The following is an 18,804-nucleotide window of genomic DNA, read 5'->3' on the forward strand; positions in this document are numbered from 1 at the left end:
CTCGGTTTGACCCCGGGTTTGGCCGTGTTGTAAATTCCCTGTCGCCGCCCGTTTGGGTTCGCGTGCCTGCGGGTATTGGCACGACAGGACCGAGAGCCGCGCAGGTGGGTCCAGGGTCTGTGCGAGCAGTCGTTTCCGGCTCTCCTCCACGTCGAAGTCCGCTTTCGGGTACTGCGGGTCCAGGACTTCGAGGTGCTCCAGGAGGAGCTTGCTGATCGCCCAGTTCCGGTACCACTTGCGGTCGGCGGGGATCAGGAACCAGGGCGCCTCCGGCGTGGAACAGTGGTCGAGGGCGATCTCGTACGCCTTCTGGTACGCGGGCCACAGCGCGCGCTCGTCGATGTCGCCGACGTTGAACTTCCAGTACTTGTCGGGGTTGTCCAGGCGTTCGAGGAGACGGCGGCGCTGCTGCTCGTAGGAGATGTGGAGGAAGACCTTCACGACGGTGACGCCGTCGTCCGCGAGTGACTTCTCGAAGCGGTTGATCTCGCCGTAGCGGTGGTTGATCTCCTTGTGCGGGGCCAGTTCGCGGACTCGGGCGATCAGGACGTCCTCGTAGTGCGAGCGGTCGAAGATGCCGATCTCGCCGACTTCGGGGAGCGCCCTCCTGATCCGCCAGAGGAAGGAGTGTTTCCGTTCCTCGGCGGTCGGTGCCTTGAACGCCCGGATGCGACAGCCGGAGGGGTTGAAGTGCCCGATGACGTGCTTGACCGTGCCGCCCTTGCCGCTGGTGTCCATGCCCTGGAGGATCAGGAGAACGCGCCGCCGGTCGCCCGCCGTGCTCGCGGCCCACAGGCGTTCTTGCAGGTCGGCCAGGCGTTCGCCCATTCCGGCGGTGGCGGCGAGACCGGCGGCCTTGTCCTGCGGACCGGTGGGCGTGGCCCCGGCCTCGTAGGAGGAGAGGTCGACCTTCGCGCCGCCGGGGACGCGCAGGAGTTCACGGAGCGGGGCGGGCGCCTTGCCGCTGTCCTGCCGCCCGCCGTCCTTGCCCCCGCTCCTACCGTGGTGCTTCTTGCCGTCCTTCTTCGTCACCGTGCGCCCCTTCCGGCCGTGTCCCTCGATGGTGCGGGGAGTGGCCGGGAGCCGCTACTCGCGGTCGGGCCTTCTTCCCTTCCCGTCGGCGGACAGGGTGGTGGCCTGGCTGTGTGTGACGGAAGAGGGACTGCCGGAACCACCCGCGTCATCCGCCGACCCCGGTTCCGGCCTCGCCAGGCGGAAGGGCCTCCGCCTCGGCGTCGCGGGACAGGGGTGCGGGCCCGGCATCGGTCGGAAGGGCCGCGGCGCGCGGTCGCGTGGGCTCCGGCTGCGCCCGCTCCTGCGCAGGCCCCTGCTGTGGCTGCGCCCGCTCCAGGAACCGCAGCAGCTCCACCGGGAAGGGCAGTACGAGCGTGGAGTTCTTCTCAGCCGCGACCGCCACCACCGTCTGCAGCAGGCGCAGTTGGAGCGCGGCGGGCTGCTCGGACATCACCCCGGCGGCCTCCGCCAGCTTCTTGGACGCCTGGAGTTCCGCGTCCGCGTTGATGATCCGGGCCCGCCGCTCACGGTCGGCCTCCGCCTGCCGGGCCATCGAGCGCTTCATCGTCTCCGGCAGGGACACGTCCTTGATCTCGACGCGGTCGATCTGCACACCCCAGCCCATCGCCGGGCTGTCGATCATCAACTCCAGGCCCTGGTTGAGCTTTTCGCGGTTGGAGAGCAGATCGTCGAGATCACTCTTGCCGATGATCGAGCGGAGCGACGTCTGCGCCATCTGCGAGACCGCGAAGCGGTAGTCCTCGACCTGGATGACGGCGTCAGCGGCGTCGATCACCTTGAAGTAGATGACGGCGTCCACCCGGACCGTGACGTTGTCCCGCGTGATGCCGTCCTGTGCGGGCACCGGCATCGTCACGATCTGCATGTTGACCTTGCGCAGCTTGTCCACGCCCGGGACGACCATCGTGAACCCCGGGGTGCGCACCTCTCCGCGGAGCCGCCCGAGCCGCAGGACCACGCCTCGCTCGTACTGCTTGATGACCCGGGCTGCCGCCCCGGCGTACACCAACCCCGCGGAACCGACTGCCACCCCGGCGATCAACAGCTCCTGGAGCATGACGACCCCCTTTCGAGCCGCCCGGTAAGACCAATATGTCCACTGTACGTCGAAGGGCTGGGCCCGCGGCGAAGCGAGCCCAGCCCTTGTCGATCTGCGACGCAGACCCGAGGTCAGGACCTCGAAGTGACCTTCACCGGGTCGGTCCCCGCCGAGCTGTGCCGGACCGACCAGTTCTCCAGTGCGGTCCGGCACGCGTGGTCGAGGTGGTGCAGGCCGGAGAGGTCCAGCTCGATGGGCCGGTCCTGCGGCAGTGCCTCCAGGCTGTCGAGGATCTTGGGGAGCCGGAGGAACGTGGCGTTGCCCGACAGGTACGCCTGGACGGGCCCGGCTCCCTTGTCTATGACGTCGAGGCGTACGTGCGAGGCCTCCCAGGCCGTCTTGGCGACGGCCAGCGCGAGGCCGATCAGAACGCCTTCGAACATGCTGATCGCGACGATCGACACCGCGGTGACGACGAGGATCAGCGCCTCGCCCCGGTGCTCACGCCACAGCGACGCGATCTCCCGCAGCGGGATCAGCTTCCACCCCGCGTACACCAGGATGCCCGCGAGGGCGGGCAGCGGAATGACGCCGAGCGCGGCGGGCAGCAGCGCCGCGAACAGCAGCAGCCACACGCCGTGCAGCACCCGGGACGCCTTCGTCCGCGCGCCTGCCTGGACGTTCGCCGCACTGCGTACGATCACCGCGGTCATCGGCAGTGCGCCGAGCAGCCCGCATATGGTGTTGCCCGCGCCCTGCGCCATCAGCTCCTTGTCGTACTCGGTCCGCGGGCCGTCGTGCAGCCGATCCACGGCCGCCGCGCTGAACAGCGACTCGGCGGAGGCGATCAGAGTGAAGGCGAGGATCGTGGCGAGCACACCCACGCTCGCGAGTTCCCCGAAGGCGTCGAGGGAGGGCAGCTGGATCGAGCCCAGCAGTCCCTGTACCTCGACCTTCGCCACCGGCAGTGCGAAGCCCCACGAGACGAGGGTGGCCAGCGCGACCGCGCCGAGCGCCCCCGGCACCGTACGCACCCGCCGCGGCAGCAGCTTCCACAGCACGAGGACGACTATGGTCCCCGTGCCGATCGCGACCGACGCCAGTGCCTCCGGGCTGTGCACGGCGTCCACGAGCGCCGCCGGCAGTCCGCCGAGCTTGTCGAGACCGGAGACCGGTGCCTTCAGTCCCGCCATCGAGTAGAGCTGCCCCGCGATCAGCACCAGGCCGATCCCGGTCAGCATGCCTTCGACGACGGCCACCGAGATGGCCCGGAAATAGCGCCCCAACTTCAGCGCGCCCATGAGGAGTTGGAGGAGGCCGGTGACGAGCACGATGACACCGAGGACCGGAAGGCCGTACTCCCGCACGGCCTCGAAGACCAGCACGGTCATTCCCGCGGCCGGCCCCGACACCTGGAGGCTGCTGCCACGCATCAGCCCGGTGACGAGACCGCCCACGATGCCGGTGACCAGGCCGAGTTCGGCCGGGACTCCGGAGGCGACGGCGACGCCCACACACAAGGGCAGGGCGACGAGGAACACGACGACGGACGCGGCGAAGTCCTGCCGCAGGTGGGGGAGTTTCATCGCGCCCCTCACAGCGCCTCGAAGGTGCCGGTGTCCGCACGGTGCGCCTGTACGGCGCCGGTGTGGACCTCGTAGTACCAGCCGTGCAGGCGTAGTTGGCCTGCCGTCAGGGCCCGATCCACGCATGGGTACGCGCGGAGCCTGAGGAGTTGTGCGCGGACGTGGTTGCGCACCGGCTCGGCCACCGCCGGGTCGTTGTCCGGTGCGTCGGACGGGGGTTCGGCCTGTGCCAGCCAGTCGCGTACGGCGGGTACGGCGGTCAGGTCGTCGCCCCGCACCATGGCGCCGACGGCGCCGCAGTGCGAGTGCCCGCAGACCACGATCTCGGTGACACCGAGTACGTCCACCGCGTACTCGACGGTGGCGGCCTCGGCGGACGGCCGGCCGGGGACGTACGGCGGGACGATGTTGCCCGCGGTGCGCAGTTCGAAGAGCTCGCCGGGTCGGGCGCCGGTGATCAGTGCCGGGACGACACGTGAGTCGGAGCAGGTGATGAACAGGACTTGGGGGGACTGGCCTTGGGCCAGCTGTGCGAACCGCTCGGGGCGCTTTCCGTGCGCGCGGGCGTGTTCGATGAGGGGCTGCATCTGTCAGTTCCTCCTGGCGCGCCTCGGACGGCGCGTCGGCCTACAGAACGGAGCGTGGGGGGAGATGCGCTCGGCTCAGCAGCGGAAGATCTGAAGTGTGGCTGGGGAAAGCGCGGTTGAGGATCTCGACGATGTGCGGAGAAAGGCCGCGTCCGGCGTGCCGAGGGGATGACCGGCCGCCGGATCGCATTCCAGCAGGGCACGGGAGGGGGATTCGGGAACGAGGTCCTCGTCACGGTTCCGGTCGCGGGACCGGAGCGGCGGCGCCACCTTCTGCTTCTGCTGATGCTCGGACTCGCCGCAGGAGACGATCTCGTTCTTCTGCGCGGAAGCGAACGTCTCTATGGGAACGAAGAACTGAAGGCTCATCAGGATCGTGGCGAGGGCCACGAACAGGGACCGGGCTGTCCTAGCTCGCAACTCAAGCCCCCTCCCGGCTGCTCACACATGTCAACAGTCAGTATCAAGATCTAAGGTAACGCGGCCAGTTGTTTGCAGGGTTAATTCTACGTTTCACCCTGAAGAGAGCCTGAAAAGGAGGGGAGCGTGGCGGAATTCAGCCGTTTACGAGCCCCTTGGCGTCCCGTGCCAGCGCGGTGAGCCGGGAAATCGCGCGGAAGTACTTCTTGCGGTAGCCGCCGTTCAGCATCTCCTCGCTGAACAACTGGTCGAAGGGCATTCCGGAGGCGAGTATCGGCACCTCGCGGTCGTAGAGCCGGTCCGCGAGCACCACCAGCCGCAGCGCCGTCGACTGGTCCGGTATCGGCTGGACGTCGGTGAGGCAGACGGCCTTGAGACCGTCGGTCAGGGCGCCGTAACGGCTCGGGTGGACGCGTGCGAGGTGGTCGAGCAGATGCGGGAAGTCGTCGAGGGACGCGCCGTCGGTGGCGTACGCCGCCTTGGTGACCTGCTCGTCCGAGAAGGGCGCCGGGGCCTCGGGCAGCCCGCGGTGGCGGTAGTCCTCGCCATCGATGCGCAGTGGGCGGAAGTGCGCGGCCAGGCCCTGGATCTCGCGGAGGAAGTCGACGGACGCGAACCGGCCCTCGCCGAGCTTGCCCGGCAGCGTGTTCGAGGTGGCCGCGAGCGCCACGCCCGCGTCGACCAGCTTGCCGAGCAGGGTGGAGACGAGGACCGTGTCGCCGGGGTCGTCGAGCTCGAACTCGTCGATGCACAGCAGCCGGTGGCCGCTCAGCGTCTGCACGGTCTTCTGGAAGCCGAGCGCGCCGACCAGGTTCGTCAGTTCCACGAACGTGCCGAAGGCCTTGAGCTCGGGCTCCGCCGGAGTCGCGTGCCACAGGGAGGCCAGGAGGTGGGTCTTGCCGACGCCGTAGCCGCCGTCCAGGTAGACGCCGCGGGGAGCGGCGGGGGCCTTCTTGGGGGCCTTCCCGAAGCCGAACAGCCCGCGCCTGCCGGAGCTCGCGGAGTACGGCGCGCCGAGTCCGGCCGCAAAGGCGCTGAGGACGCGTACGGCCTCGGGCTGGCTCGGCTGGTTCGGGTCCGGGAGGTACGTGGCGAAGCGGACCGAGTCGAAGCGCGGCGGCGGCACCATCTCGGCGACGAGCCGGTCCGCGGGGACATGCGGCTCGCGGGCGCACAGGGACGGCGGGGTCGCTCCGGCTATCGGGCCGAACCCGGCGGAGGTGGTGGAGGTCGACACGATTGCCCAGTCTAGGGGCCGTGCCACACTGCACGTCATGCGACGCCTGTTCCCTGTGACGTACGAAACAGCGGCCCAAGCCTCCGGTGGGGCGACGGATGCGGATGTGACGGACCGGGAGTGGGGGCTCCAGGAGCTGGCGGAGGCGTACGCCTATCCGGACGTCCGGGAGCCCTGGCTGCGCGCCAACATGGTGTCGACGCTGGACGGCGCCGCCCAGCACGACGGGCGCTCCCAGCCCATCTCCAGCGCCACCGACATGCGGATCTTCGGTGTGCTGCGCGCGCTGGCGGACGTCGTCCTGGTGGGTGCGGAAACGGTACGCCAAGAGGGTTATCGTCCGGCACGCGCGCGTGCGGACTTCGCGGAGCAGCGGCAGGCGGCCGGACAGGGCCCGGCGCCCGCGATCGCGGTCGTGACCGCCAGTCTCAACCTGGACTTCACGCTTCCGCTTTTCACCTCGCCCCTGGTGCCCACGCTGATCCTGACCGGCGCCGGGGCGGCCCCGGACCGGGTGGCGGCCGCCGAGAAGGCGGGCGCGCGGGTCGTGATCGCGGGGGACGGCATGGGCGTGGAGCCGGCCCGGGCCGTACGTGCGCTCGCCGACCTCGGCATGGCCCGGCTGCTGACCGAGGGCGGCCCGCGGCTGCTGGGCCAGCTGGTCGCGGCCGGCGTGCTCGACGAGCTCTGCCTGGCCGTCTCTCCGATGCTCACCGTCGGGGACGCGCAGCGGATCGCCGGCGGGCCTACGATCGCCGTTCCGAAACGGTTCGAACTGATGTCCCTGCTGGAGGAGGCCGGGTTCCTCTACACCCGATACCGTCGGCCCTGACAAGTCAGCGGAATACTCCGTTCCGTTTTTCTTCGGCTGGGCACACTAAATCTCGCAGACCCCGTGCGGTTACGGGGCAGGATGGTTTCCGCAGGGGCCTGGGAACGGCCCACGGAGGAGAAGGGCGCCTGTCGTGTTCACAAGCGTATTGATGATCGAGAAGGCCCTGACGTCCGCTGACGTGGAGTTCGTCACCACCTTGCACGGTGACGAGGCGGTCGGCTTCCACGTGCTGCTCCAGCCACGGGGCGACCAGGCGGACCGGCTGCTGAGGGCCATCGACGACGTCGCGCTCGGCGAGCTGGACGAGGCGGCTCACGAGGACGAGACCCCCGAGGGCGACGAGGCGGCCGGGCAGGGGCAGCAGGCGCTGGACGTGTCCCTGGTGGCGCTGCGCTCGACCGGCAACCAGGCCGAGGGGCGGCTCATCGAGGACCACCCGCTGGACGCGCTGAAGGGCCTGGTGGAGGAGATCGACGCCGACGAGGTCATCGTGCTGACGGACCCCCACTACGTGGAGGAGTTCTTCCACCGTGACTGGGCCTCGCGGGCACGCCACAAGGTGGGCGTGCCGGTGCTGAAGCTGTTCTCGCACAGCAAGGTGTGACGGTTCGCTGCGGTGCCCCTGCCGCCGGGTTGGCCGTGGAGCGCTGTGAAGGTGAGGTGCATTTCGGGGTGCGGGGGCTTCGTGGCTGGTCGCGCAGTTCCCCGCGCCCCTTGCCGGCATCACTGCCGGCGCCCCTTGCGAGGTGCCGGGCGGTGTACGCAATAGGCTGGGGAGGCGCTCTGTCCGTGAGGGCGCTCAGCCTCGTACCGGATCTTGGGAGACACACGCATGGCACCCGGCCTTCCTACCGCCATGGACCGACCGCACTTCATCGGCATCGGCGGCGCCGGGATGTCGGGCATCGCGAAGATCCTCGCGCAGCGCGGGGCCACGGTGGCGGGCAGTGACGCGAAGGAGTCCGCGACCGCCGAGGCCCTGCGCGCGCTGGGCGCGACGGTGCACATCGGGCATGCGGCCGATCACCTCGCGGCCGACGCCACCTGTGTCGTCGTCTCCTCCGCGATCCGCGCGGACAACCCGGAGCTGGCCCGCGCCGCCGAGCTCGGCATCCCGGTGGTCCACCGCTCGGACGCGCTCGCCCGCCTGATGGACGGTCTGCGCCCGATCGCGGTCGCGGGCACCCACGGCAAGACGACGACGACCTCGATGCTGGCCGTGTCGCTCTCGACGCTGGGTCTGAAGCCGTCGTACGCGATCGGCGGCGACCTCGACGCCCCCGGCTCGAACGCCCTGCACGGCGAAGGTGACATCTTCGTCGCCGAGGCCGACGAGTCGGACCGCAGCTTCCACAAGTACGCGCCCGAGGTGGCGATCATCCTCAACGCGGAGCTGGACCACCACGCCAACTACGCGTCCCTGGACGAGATCTACGAGTCCTTCGAGACGTTCGTGGAGCGCATCACCGAGGGCGGCACGCTGGTGATCTCGGCGGACAACGAGGGCACACGAGAGCTGACCCGGCGCGTGACGGCCTGCGACGTCGAGGTGGTGACGTACGGGGAGTCGGCGGACGCGGACGTCCGGGTGCTCTCCGTCGTCCCCCAGGGGCTGAAGAGCGAGGTGACGGTGCTGCTTGACGGCGCCGAACTCACCTTCGCGGTCTCGGTCCCCGGCCGCCACTACGCCCACAACGCGGTCGCCGCACTGGCCGCGGGCGTCGCGCTCGGCATCCCGGCCGCCGAACTGGCCCCCGCGCTCGCCTCCTACACGGGCGTGAAGCGCCGCCTCCAGCTGAAGGGCGAGGAGGCCGGCGTCCAGGTCGTCGACTCGTACGCGCACCACCCGACCGAGATGACGGCGGACCTGGAGGCGATGCGCGCGGGCGCCTCCGGCCGCATCCTGGTGGTGTTCCAGCCGCACCTGTTCTCCCGGACCCAGGAGCTGGGCAAGGAGATGGGCCAGGCTCTGTCCCTGGCGGACGCCTCGCTCGTCCTGGACATCTACCCGGCCCGCGAGGACCCGATCCCCGGTGTCACGAGCGAGCTGATCATCGAGGCGGCACGGGCGGCGGGCGCGGATGTGACGCCGGTCCACGACAAGGCGGACGTGCCGTCGGTGATCGCGGGAATGACGAAGCCCGGTGATCTCGTTCTCACCATGGGCGCGGGCGACGTCACGGACCTTGGTCCCGAGATCCTGGCGCGTCTGCCGAAGTAGTCATCACCGTTTGCGCGAGGGGTTGAGCATCATGTCGTACGACATCGAGAAGCCGGACGAGCAGTGGCGCGCGGAGCTGACCCCGGCCGAGTACAAGGTGCTGCGCAAGGCGGGCACGGAGTCGGCGTTCACCGGTGAGTACACCGACACCAAGGCGACGGGCGTCTACTCCTGCCGTGCCTGTGGCGCCGAACTCTTCACCTCCGGGGAGAAGTTCGAGTCGCACTGCGGATGGCCGTCCTTCTTCGACCCGAAGGACACCGACGCGGTCGAGCTGATCACGGACCGGTCGCTCGGGATGGTGCGGACCGAGGTGCGGTGCGCTCGGTGCGGTTCGCATCTCGGGCACGTGTTCGAGGGGGAGGGGTATGCGACCCCGACCGACCAGCGGTACTGCATCAACTCCATCTCGCTGCGGCTGACGTCTGAGGACTGACGTCTGGGGACTGGTGTCTGGGGCTGAGGCCTGGGGCTGGCGTACGAGGCTGGCGCCTGGGGCTGGCGTACGAGGCTGGCGCCTGGGGCTGGCGTGCGAGGGCCGGTGCCGCTTACAGCACCTTTCGCCGGACCAGCGCCGAGAGTACGAGCGCACCCGGGAGCAGGGGCAGCCAGACGGTCAGGACGCGGTAGCCGATGACACTCGCGGTGGCGAGTGTCATCGGCGCGCCGAACACGACGAGGGCGATCACCAGCGCCGCGTCCACCGGCCCTATGCCGCCCGGGGCGGGCACGGCCCCGGCCACCGCGCTGGCCGCAAGGTACGCGAAGACCACGTGCGGCCAGGGCAAGGGCAGGCCGAGCGAGGCGCCGACCGAGGCGAGCACGCCCGCCTGGAACAGCGGGAAGACGGTCGCCCCGCCCCAGAGCGCGAGCACCCGGCTGGGCCGGGTGTGCAGGATCCGCGCGTCGGTGAGAGCGGTGCGGACGAACTCGAACAGGGGGCGACGCAACCGGCGCACGACCGTCAGAACCAGGACCGTCGCGGCGGGGCCGACGAGGGCACCCGCGGCGAGCAGCAGCAACATCTGCTCGTCCGGGACGAGTTGGCCGATACGCAGCGTGCCGGGGAAGGCGACGAGGAACGCGAGGATCAGCACCGTCTTCGCGATCGGTTTGACCAGCGAGTACAGGGCGAGCGAGGCGGTGGCCCGCGCGAGGGATATGCCGCGGCCCTGGAGGAAGCGCAGGGTGACCGCGTGAGCGCCGATCCCGGCCGGCAGGACGTGGTTGGCGGCGCCGGCGGCGAACTGCGAGGCGAGCAGCTGTCCTGGCGGAAGCCTCTCCGGTATGGCTCCCTGTCGGGTCACGGAGGCGCCCACCCAGCACAGGCAGGTGAACACCACTCCGGCCAGTAGCCACCAGGGGTCGGCGGAGACCAGCCGTGCGGAGCCGTCGTGCACCGCACGCCAGTCGACCGCGGCCCACCCGCCGATCAGCAGCAGCGGGACCAGGCTGAGTGCCAGACGGAGATGGCGGGCCGGGGAGGGGAAGGAGCGGGATGAGAGGTCGGGGGAAGGGGAGGGGGAGTGTGCCAGGGTGAGCGGCCCTGGCAACTCGTCGATCCGGATCTGGGACACGGCGCACGTCGTCCTTCCGCGTCGCGCCCCGCGCGGTCGCGGGTCGGACGGATACAAGGCGAGGCAAGAGGGGACGCGGGGAGCGTTCCCCTTCCGTGTGACCGCAGGGTGTCCGGGAGCCGAAGCGGCGTCGGAGGATGGGCGACGCGGACACCCTGACCTGCTTGTTCGGATCGGTTCCGGACCCGGCATCAGGGGATCGGTATCTGTCTGTTTATCACCGCGTGGACATTTTCTCCGTCGTGCGGTGGCGTGACCGCTGCCGCTACCGCTAGCTGCTCCCGCGACCGTCATGGCGTCATGGCGCCGTGGCGTCACCGGCTGTGATCGCGTACCTTCCGCCGCGCGGCATTGTCACCCTGTGTAGAAGAATGGTCACCATTACTACTGCTGGTCGTATCAACCCAGGTCCACCCAGGGAGAACCATGGCCGAGGACAGCGATCACCGCGAGGCCCGTACACAGGCGTCGGCCCCCGCGTTGGCGCGCGCCGTGAAGCTGCTGCGCCGTCCCAAGTTGTGGCTGATGCCCACCGTCCTGACCGGGCTGCTCGCCCTGCTGCTGTCCTTGCTCTACATGGGCGGCATCGTCAATCCCAACCGTGCCCTGCACGACCTGCCCATCGGCATCGTCAACACGGACCGGGGCAAGCCGCTGCCCGGCCAGCAGGAGAACCTGGGGACGCAGATCACCCGTTCCGTCACCTCCGGAACCTCCGACACGGTCGGCTGGCGCCGGCTCACCGCCGCGCAGGCCCACGACCAGCTGGCCTCCGCGAAGATCTACGGCGCCCTGGTCATCCCCGCCGACTTCACCGGCTCGGTCGCCGCGCTCACCACCACGAACGCCACGACCCGACCGGCGATCACCGTATTGACCAATCCGGGCATGGGTAGCTTCGGTTCCTCACTGGCGAGCAGAATCACCCAACAGGCCGCCCAGCAAGCCTCCTTGACCATCGGCAGACAGCTGACGGCAGCTCCCGCCGTCGCAAAGGCCGGCTCCACCGAACGTCTGCTGCTCGCCGACCCGGTCACCGTCACCACCCAGGTCGGCCACCCCATCGGCGAGAACACCGGCCTCGGCCTGACCGCGTTCTACTACACCCTGCTGCTCGTGCTGGCCGGCTTCATGGGCGCCAACATCATCGGTACCGGTGTCGACAGCGCCCTCGGCTACGCGGACACCGAGATCGGTCCCTGGCACACCCGCCGCCCGACCGTGCCCGTCAGCCGCACCCAGACGCTGCTGTTGAAGATGGCCATGACCGCCGGGATCACCGTTCTCACCACCACCCTGATCATGGTCGCCACGGTGGCGATCCTCGGCATGGACGCCTCCCACCTGCCCCTGCTGTGGATCTACTCCTACTGCGCCAGCTGCGCGGTCGGGCTCGGTGTCCAGGCCATCAACGCCGCGTTCGGCGGGATCGGCCAGCTCGTGGCCATGTTCGTGTTCATCGTCCTGGGCCTGCCGTCGTCCGGAGCCACCGTTCCGCTGCAGGCCGTTCCGGGCTTCTACCGCTTTCTGTCCCTCTTCGAGCCCATGCGCCAGCTCAGCGACGGCGTCCGCGCCATCCTCTTCTTCGACGCGCGTGCCGACGCAGGCCTCACCCGCGCGTGGCTGTGGATCGTGATCGGTGCCGCCCTCGCACTGCTCTTCGGCTTCGCGATGACCCGCTACTACGACCGCAAGGGCCTGCAACGCCTGACCCCGCAGCCCATCTGAAGCCGCGGCGGGGTGGTTGCCACGGCCTGCGGGCGGGGGAGACCACGGGATGTCGCCCCGCCGTTCGGCGGGGGATTCCAGCCGAACGGCGCGTACATGGGTGCGCGTCCGCGGGGCACCATGAACGCACTGGTCACACCGCGGTGGCCAGAACGCGAGGAGCCGCCATGACTGCCGAGCCGACGCCCGCCACTCCACCGGCACCCACCGGTCCTGTCCCTCCGCCGCCGCCCTTCGACCCGGAGCTGGCCGCCGCCCTGGAAATGGTCGCGGAGTTCCTGCCGACCACCTTCACACCCGAGGTGATTCCTCAGCTGCGGGAGGGCGCGAGTGCCATGCGGCCCTCGGTCGAGGACCTGCGGCGCGGCGGCGCCTTCCAGGTCGAGGAGCGGTCGGTGCAGGGGCCCGACGGAGCGCCCGACGTCTCGCTGCTCATCTGCCGGCCGGCCGGGGTGAGCGCACCGTTGCCTGCCCTGTACTACGTCCACGGCGGCGGCATGGTCGTCGGCAACAACCGGATGGGTGTGCCGGAACTGCTCGGGTGGGCCGAGGAGCTGGGGCTGGTGGTGGTGTCGGTGGAGTACCGGCTCGCGCCCGAGCACCCGCACCCGGCCCCGGTCGAGGACTGCTACGCGGGTCTGGTGTGGACGGCCAAGAACGCCGACCAGCTGGGGATCGACCCCGAGCGCATGGTCGTCACCGGAGCCAGCGCGGGTGGCGGACTCGCCGCGGCCCTCGCGCTGCTGGCCCGGGACCGCGGCGGCCCGGAGCTGACCGGCCAGCTGCTGATGTGCCCGATGCTGGACGACCGCAACGACTCGGTGTCCACCCACCAGATGACCGGACTCGGCCTCTGGGACCGGACGGCCAACGCGATGGGCTGGGGCGCGCTGCTCGGGGAGGCGAGCGGCGGGCCCGACGTCTCGCCGTACGCGGCCCCGGCCCGGGCCACCGACCTGTCCGGGCTGCCCTCGGCCTATATCGACGTGGGCTCGGCGGAGACCTTCCGCGACGAGGACGTCGCGTACGCCGCGCGCCTGTGGCAGGCGGGCGGTCGCGCCGAGCTCCATGTGTGGCCGGGCGGCTTCCACGGCTTCGAGGAGTTCGCCCCGCAGGCTCAGCTGTCCCAGGACAGCCGGGGGGCCAAGCTGCGCTGGCTGCGTCGGCTCCTGGGCGTCTGAGAGGCAGGTCCGCGGTCCGCGGCGCTCCCGGCGCTTGGCAGGGCGGCCCCACGGACGCAGGATGGTGTCCGTGAGAGAGCTGGCAGGACGGCTCGCGGAGCTCGACCCGGACGCGGGCGCCGCGCTACAGGCCATCGCCTACTTCGACCGTCTGATGGAGGGCCGGGTCGGCCTGGAGGCGCTGGTACGAGGCGCCGCCGTACTCTCCGGTTACCCCGCCCGGCTGGTCGACGAGCGACGCGGCGTCCGGATCCGCGTCGAGCCGAACGGACGGCGCGAGGACTCCGGAGGCCCGGTGGATCCGGCGTGGCCCTGGGTACCGCTCGACGCCTCCGAGGTTCGCCGACCATGGGCCTCGCCCGACACACCGGGCGCCGCCCCGGCCCGGGCGCAGATCGATACGTCCGGTGCGGGGGGTCGGCCGCGGGGACGGGCGGGCACCCCGGAGGCTGCCCCGGCGGCGGCGTCGCTCGACGCGCCTCATGCCGCCCCGCCTGGGGTGCCGCTCGATACGTCGGGTGTGGTCGGGCCGGGGGTGCGGGCGGGTGCTTCGGAGGTGGCTTCGGTGTCGTCTTCGCTCGACGCGCCTTATGCCGCCCCGCTTGGAGGGTCGCTCGATGCGTCGGGTGTGGTCGGGTCGGGGGTGCGGGCGGGGAATTCGGAGGTTGCCTCGGCGCCGGAGTCGTTTGACGCCTCCGACGTCGCCTCGCCCGGGGTGCCGCTCGATGCGTCCGGCGCGGTCCGGCCGCAAGGGCGAATGGACGCCCAGGTGTCGGATTCCCTCGACACCCCGCACGCCACTCCGCCGCGGCTGCTGCATGACGCGTCGGGTGTGGTCGGGCCGCAGGCCCGAGTGGGTAATTCGGAGGCCGCCTCGGTGTCGGCGTCGTTCAGCACCCCACACGCCGCCTCGCCCGGCGATACGCCCGGCGTGGCCGGGCTCCAGGTGCGGGCGGTTACTCCGGAGGCGGCGGCCTCGGCGGCGGCGTCGCTCGACGCGCCTCATGCCGCCCCGCCTGGGGTGCCGCTCGATGGGTCGGGCGTGGCCGGGACGCGGGAGCGGGCGGGTGCTTCGGAGGCGACCTCGGCGGCGACGTCGCTCGAAATCCCCCGCTCCGCCCCGGCGCGGGCGCTGCTCGACAGCTCCGGCGCCGCCCCGGTCACCGTCGGCTCCCCGGTGACCGTCAGCCACGCGGATATGCCGGGTCCGGAGGTCGCAGCCGCTCTCTGGTTGGAGCTGCCCGGTTCGCCTGACGGCGTACGCGCGATGATTCTGGAGCGGGCCGCGGGTGCCGTACGGGCGGTCCTGGAGCGGACGCGTGGGTGGGCGCCTCCGGCCGCACCCGCCTCCGATCCCGCGCTGGTCGAGGTGGTCCTCGACGCCTCCGCACCGGATGCCACGCGTACGCATGCCGCAGCGCAACTGGGGCTGAAGCGGGGCCAGTCGGTGCGCGCGGTGGCGCTGGAAGGGGGCGGCGCGGAGATCGTGCCCGCCGGGCGGCCCGGGTCCGAGGCACGGCGGGCCGGTGTCGGGCCTGCCGTGGAACCGGCCGAGCTCCCGCGGTCGTGGGCCGCCGCGCGGACCGCACTCCGGTTCACCGCCCGGGGCACGGCGCACGATCCCGGGCCCCGCACGGTGTACGCCGACGAACTCGGCGGTCTGGCACTGCTCGCCGCGGCGGTGGGCCCGGACACCCCGCCGATCCCCGACGAACTCGCCCTGGAACGCGCCCTCGCGGAGGCATCCTGGGCGGCTGCGACACTCCACGCGGTGGCCTCGACGCCCAGCCTGCGCGCGGCCGCCGCCGAACTGACGGTGCATCACTCGACGCTCCAGGAACGCCTCGTACAGGCCGAGCACAGCCTCGGCTGGGACGTGCACCCTCCACAGGGTCGCCTGCGTCTGCAACTGGCCCTCGCGGTACGGAAGTTGCGGCGCGCCGGCGCGGCTGGTCAGGCCTCCGGGGGATTCAGCGGCGACGCCAGGCAGTGAAAGCGACGCCCGCGGCGAGGAGGAGCGCCGCCGCTCCGCCCGCGACCAGAGGGAGCCCGGTGTTGCCGCCGGTGTTGCTGTCGGCGACGGGGGTGAGGTCGTCGGGGGCGTTCTCCTGGGGTGGCGAAGGGCTCGCCTGAGTGGGTGTCGGCGTCTGCTCGGCCGGAGGAGCCGACTTCTGTGGCTCCGGCGTCTTCGACGCGGCGGGCGAAGGTGTCTGCTGGGCAGGAGAGAGGGCCGTCGGCGTGGCGGCCCCGCCCCCTCCCGCGCTCTTCGCCGGGAAGACCACGTCCGAGCACGAGTAGTAGGTGTCCGAGGTGCTGGAGTTCTGCCAGATCGTGTAGAGCATCTGGCGGCCGGTGCGGTCGGACGGCAGCGTGGCCCTGATGCGGTAGGCGCCGTTGACGAGAGCCGGGTCGGTGGCGGTGGCGAACGGCTGCGTGGGCAGGTCGGACCACTTCAGGGGCCACCTCGGGTCGTAACCCTGCTTGGTCAGATACAGCTTGAAGGTGCCGGTGTGCGCGATCGTCGAGCTGTACGTGAGGGTGAAGGACGCGCCGGGAGTCAGGGTTGTCGAGGGCCAGTCGGCGCGGGCGAGGTCGAGGCCCTTGTATTCGGGAAGGCCTCCGCTGCAGAGCTGCCCGTCGGGGATGACCTCGCGGTCGCGGCCGTTGACACCGGCGACCCGGAGGTTGTCCCAGGCGGTGAAGGGCGCGCCGTTCGCGGCGATCGCCGCCGCGCAGGCCGCTGTACGTGTGTTGCCCCCGCCTATGGGCGAGCACGCCACCACCCGGCTGACCGGATCCGTCGGCGCACCGTGTGCCTGAGCGGGTCCCGCGGCCAGGGCGGTGAGCAGCAGGGGCAGCCCCACGGCGACGGCGGCCGCGGTGGCGGTGCGGAGTGCGGTCATCGGTGGGTCTCCTCGGCGGGTCGGGAACGCGGGTGAGGCGGTAGGGAGTCAACCGGGTTAAGCGGGAGAACGGATCAAGCGGGAAAGCAACGGATCAAGCGGGAAAGCAACGGATCAAGCGGGAAAGCAAGAGAGAAAGCCGGTGCGGCCGCACCGCATCACTTGAGCGGCCGCACCGCACGGTGAAGTACGGGAGCCAGGCGCGCCGCGTTCAGATGCCCAACTCGGGTGAAACGGGATGTTCTCCTCCAACTACCCGCATTCGAGGGTTGGTTACCGGCCAGATCGAGGGTTTCCCCTGTATCCCTCTCACCTGCGGTTTGCTTATCGTTCGATCACAGTGACCCCACAGGAAACCCCTGACCGGGTCGCTTGCGCATGGCCGGCCACCGCGCCGCTTTCTGGTTCTGCACCCCCCGCCGCTTCGACGACGAAGCGAATCGACCGCTGCTCCGCCTCGCATCGCGCTGCCCGGAGCCGGCCCCGAAAGGCAAGCCCTTGCGTTCCTCGCCCTTGTTCTCCCCCTCCCGCGGCGCCCGACGGAAGCTGATATCCGTCGCCGCGATATCCGCCGCCCTGCTGGCCGGTACGACCACCTCGGTCGCCGTCGCCCAGACCCCCGCGGCCACCGTCGGGGCCGGCCCCGCCGCGCAGGCCGTCGCCGCCCCGGCGGAGCGACTGATCGTCGGCTACAAGTCCGGCGCCGCCGAGGCGAGGTCCAACACGGCCGCCGACGCCGATGCCCGGGCCAAGGGCGAGGAGACGGGCGAGGACCTCGACTTCCAGCGCCGCCTCGGCACCGGTGCGGCCCTGGTCGATCTGGGTGCCGAGCTCAAGAAGGCGGACGTCGCCGACGTCATCGCGCGGTACCAGGCGGACCCGCAGGTCGCGTACGTCGTACCGGACCGCCTCAACAAGCCGCAGGCCGACCCGAACGACACCGAATACAGCAAGCAGTGGGACCTGTTCGAGTCCACGGCGGGCATGAACGTCCCGGGCGCCTGGGCCACCTCCACCGGCAGCGGTGTGACGGTCGCCGTCATCGACACCGGCTACGTCACGCATTCCGACGTCGCCGGGAGCATCGTCGCCGGCTACGACTTCATCTCCGACACCGCGGTCTCGGTCGACGGCGACGGCCGTGACAGCAACCCGGCCGACCCGGGCGACTGGTACGCCACAGACGAGTGCGGTACCGGTACCGGTGCCAGCAACTCGTCCTGGCACGGCACGCACGTCGCGGGCACCATCGCCGCCGTCACCAACAACGGCAAGGGCGTCGCGGGCATCGCGTACAACGCGAAGATCTCCCCGTTGCGCGTGCTCGGCAAGTGCGGCGGCTACGACTCCGACATCATCGACGCGATCACCTGGGCGTCCGGCGGCACGGTCTCCGGCGTTCCCGCCAACGCCAACGTCGCCAAGGTCATCAACATGAGCCTCGGCGGCTCCGGTGCCTGCACCTCCGCCACCCAGACCGCCATCACCGCCGCCGTGAACCGCGGTACGACGGTCGTCGTGGCCGCCGGCAACGAGAACTCCAACACCTCGGGCTACTCCCCGTCGAGCTGCAGCAACGTCATCAACGTCGCCGCGACGAACCGCACCGGCGCCCGTGCCTCGTACTCCAACTACGGCACCCTCGTGGACATCGCGGCCCCCGGCGGCCAGACCAGCACCGGTACCGCGAACGGCATCCTCTCCACGCTGAACTCCGGTACGAAGACGCCGTCCACGGAGTCGTACGCGTACTACCAGGGCACCAGCATGGCCACTCCGCACATCGCGGGCCTGGTCGCGCTGATGAAGTCGGCGAACTCCTCGCTGACCCCGGCGCAGATCGAGTCGGCCATCAAGACCAACGCCCGTGCCCTGCCCGGCTCCTGCACCGGCGGCTGCGGTGCCGGTCTGGCGGACGCGACCAAGACGGTGCAGGCGGTGAGCGGGTCCGGCGGCTCCACGGGGGGCACCACCTTCACCAGCACGTCGGCCGTGTCCATCCCGGACGCGGGTGCCGCCGTCGAGTCGCCGATCACCGTCAGCGGCCGCACCGGCAACGCGCCCGCCGCCCTTCAGGTCGGTGTCGACATCACCCACACCTACCGCGGTGACCTGGTGATCGACCTGGTCGCCCCGGACGGTTCGACCTACCGCCTCAAGGCCGCCAGCTCCTCCGACTCCGCGGACAACGTCAGCGCCTCCTACACGGTCGACGCCTCCAGCGAGACCGCGAACGGCACCTGGAAGCTCCGCGTGCAGGACACCGCCGCCCAGGACACCGGCACGATCAACAGCTGGAAACTGACCTTCTGACGGTCACACGGCCTCATGTCGTACGGCGTCTCGCGGCGCCCCCGGGTTGCGGGGCGCCGCCCGGCCGGGGGACCCCCGCTAGTTTGCCAGCCGCGGCCCGGCCCCACCCCCCCCTCACTAAAAACCCGTCCACCGTTCCGTT

At 70.8% G+C, this 18,804-nt stretch carries 15 protein-coding genes and 1 pseudogene; 8 read left to right on the top strand and 8 right to left on the bottom strand.

All coding sequences use genetic code 11. The annotated features are described in order from the left end of the window. Positions 1-120: 120 nt before the first annotated feature. The 6 genes and pseudogenes from ACFWP7_RS02655 to zapE all read right to left on the bottom strand — a co-directional run. Positions 121-1,032, bottom strand: a pseudogene (locus ACFWP7_RS02655) (PPK2 family polyphosphate kinase); the annotation flags it as partial. A 148-nt stretch (positions 1,033-1,180) separates the two neighbouring features. Next, the gene (locus ACFWP7_RS02660) at positions 1,181-2,092 is read right to left on the bottom strand and encodes a slipin family protein (RefSeq protein ID WP_384374855.1); all 912 of its coding nucleotides are present in this window, start codon (positions 2,090-2,092) and stop codon (positions 1,181-1,183) included. 113 nt (positions 2,093-2,205) lie between these two features. Next, a complete protein-coding gene (locus ACFWP7_RS02665; RefSeq protein ID WP_384374858.1) occupies positions 2,206-3,660 on the bottom strand; it encodes a SulP family inorganic anion transporter in 1,455 nt (484 codons plus the stop codon). A gap of 8 nt (positions 3,661-3,668) precedes the next feature. After that, a complete protein-coding gene (locus tag ACFWP7_RS02670) occupies positions 3,669-4,247 on the bottom strand; it encodes a carbonic anhydrase (RefSeq protein ID WP_384374861.1) in 579 nt (192 codons plus the stop codon). Between the two features lie 75 nt (positions 4,248-4,322). Next, positions 4,323-4,637 (bottom strand): hypothetical protein, encoded by a 315-nt coding sequence (locus tag ACFWP7_RS02675; RefSeq protein WP_384374864.1) that lies wholly within the window; start codon positions 4,635-4,637, stop codon positions 4,323-4,325. A 166-nt stretch (positions 4,638-4,803) separates the two neighbouring features. Continuing rightward, complete coding sequence (gene zapE, locus ACFWP7_RS02680) at positions 4,804-5,943, bottom strand: cell division protein ZapE (RefSeq protein WP_384374867.1); 1,140 nt, start codon at positions 5,941-5,943, stop codon at positions 4,804-4,806. On the opposite strand from zapE, the gene ACFWP7_RS02685 reads away from it, so the two are divergent. From ACFWP7_RS02685 to msrB, 4 genes are all read left to right on the top strand, one after another. Then, the gene (locus tag ACFWP7_RS02685; RefSeq protein ID WP_384374870.1) at positions 5,942-6,736 is read left to right on the top strand and encodes a pyrimidine reductase family protein; all 795 of its coding nucleotides are present in this window, start codon (positions 5,942-5,944) and stop codon (positions 6,734-6,736) included. The genes zapE and ACFWP7_RS02685 overlap by 2 nt on opposite strands. Positions 6,737-6,869: 133 nt before the next feature. Beyond that, positions 6,870-7,343 (top strand): indole-3-glycerol phosphate synthase, encoded by a 474-nt coding sequence (locus tag ACFWP7_RS02690; protein ID WP_384374873.1) that lies wholly within the window; start codon positions 6,870-6,872, stop codon positions 7,341-7,343. A 228-nt stretch (positions 7,344-7,571) separates the two neighbouring features. Further along, positions 7,572-8,960, top strand: a complete 1,389-nt coding sequence (gene murC / locus ACFWP7_RS02695; protein WP_384374876.1) for a UDP-N-acetylmuramate--L-alanine ligase — start codon at positions 7,572-7,574, stop codon at positions 8,958-8,960. Between the two features lie 31 nt (positions 8,961-8,991). Further along, the gene (gene msrB / locus ACFWP7_RS02700; RefSeq protein WP_384374879.1) at positions 8,992-9,396 is read left to right on the top strand and encodes a peptide-methionine (R)-S-oxide reductase MsrB; all 405 of its coding nucleotides are present in this window, start codon (positions 8,992-8,994) and stop codon (positions 9,394-9,396) included. 112 nt (positions 9,397-9,508) lie between these two features. Here msrB and ACFWP7_RS02705 read toward each other — a convergent pair whose 3' ends face one another. After that, entirely contained in the window at positions 9,509-10,537 is a 1,029-nt protein-coding gene (locus ACFWP7_RS02705) for a YbhN family protein (RefSeq protein WP_384374882.1), read from the bottom strand. A 426-nt stretch (positions 10,538-10,963) separates the two neighbouring features. Here ACFWP7_RS02705 and ACFWP7_RS02710 point away from each other — a divergent pair, with 426 nt between their 5' ends. The 3 genes from ACFWP7_RS02710 to ACFWP7_RS02720 all read left to right on the top strand — a co-directional run bounded on the left by ACFWP7_RS02710 (position 10,964) and on the right by ACFWP7_RS02720 (position 15,439). Then, positions 10,964-12,265, top strand: a complete 1,302-nt coding sequence (locus ACFWP7_RS02710) for a YhgE/Pip domain-containing protein (protein ID WP_384374885.1) — start codon at positions 10,964-10,966, stop codon at positions 12,263-12,265. 167 nt (positions 12,266-12,432) lie between these two features. Beyond that, positions 12,433-13,446, top strand: coding sequence for an alpha/beta hydrolase (locus ACFWP7_RS02715; protein ID WP_384374888.1), 1,014 nt, complete (start codon positions 12,433-12,435; stop codon positions 13,444-13,446). A 70-nt stretch (positions 13,447-13,516) separates the two neighbouring features. Then, positions 13,517-15,439, top strand: a complete 1,923-nt coding sequence (locus tag ACFWP7_RS02720; RefSeq protein WP_384374891.1) for a helix-turn-helix domain-containing protein — start codon at positions 13,517-13,519, stop codon at positions 15,437-15,439. On the opposite strand, the gene ACFWP7_RS02725 is transcribed toward ACFWP7_RS02720, so the two are convergent. Next, on the bottom strand, positions 15,417-16,349 hold the full coding sequence (locus ACFWP7_RS02725; RefSeq protein ID WP_384374894.1) for a lytic polysaccharide monooxygenase: 933 nt from the start codon (positions 16,347-16,349) through the stop codon (positions 15,417-15,419). The two genes, ACFWP7_RS02720 and ACFWP7_RS02725, sit on opposite strands and share 23 nt — an antisense overlap. A gap of 498 nt (positions 16,350-16,847) precedes the next feature. Here ACFWP7_RS02725 and ACFWP7_RS02730 point away from each other — a divergent pair, with 498 nt between their 5' ends. Then, entirely contained in the window at positions 16,848-18,662 is a 1,815-nt protein-coding gene (locus ACFWP7_RS02730) for a S8 family serine peptidase (protein WP_384374897.1), read from the top strand. Positions 18,663-18,804: the final 142 nt, after the last annotated feature.

The organism is Streptomyces sp. NPDC058470, from assembly GCF_042721055.1.
GTDB lineage: Bacteria > Actinomycetota > Actinomycetes > Streptomycetales > Streptomycetaceae > Streptomyces.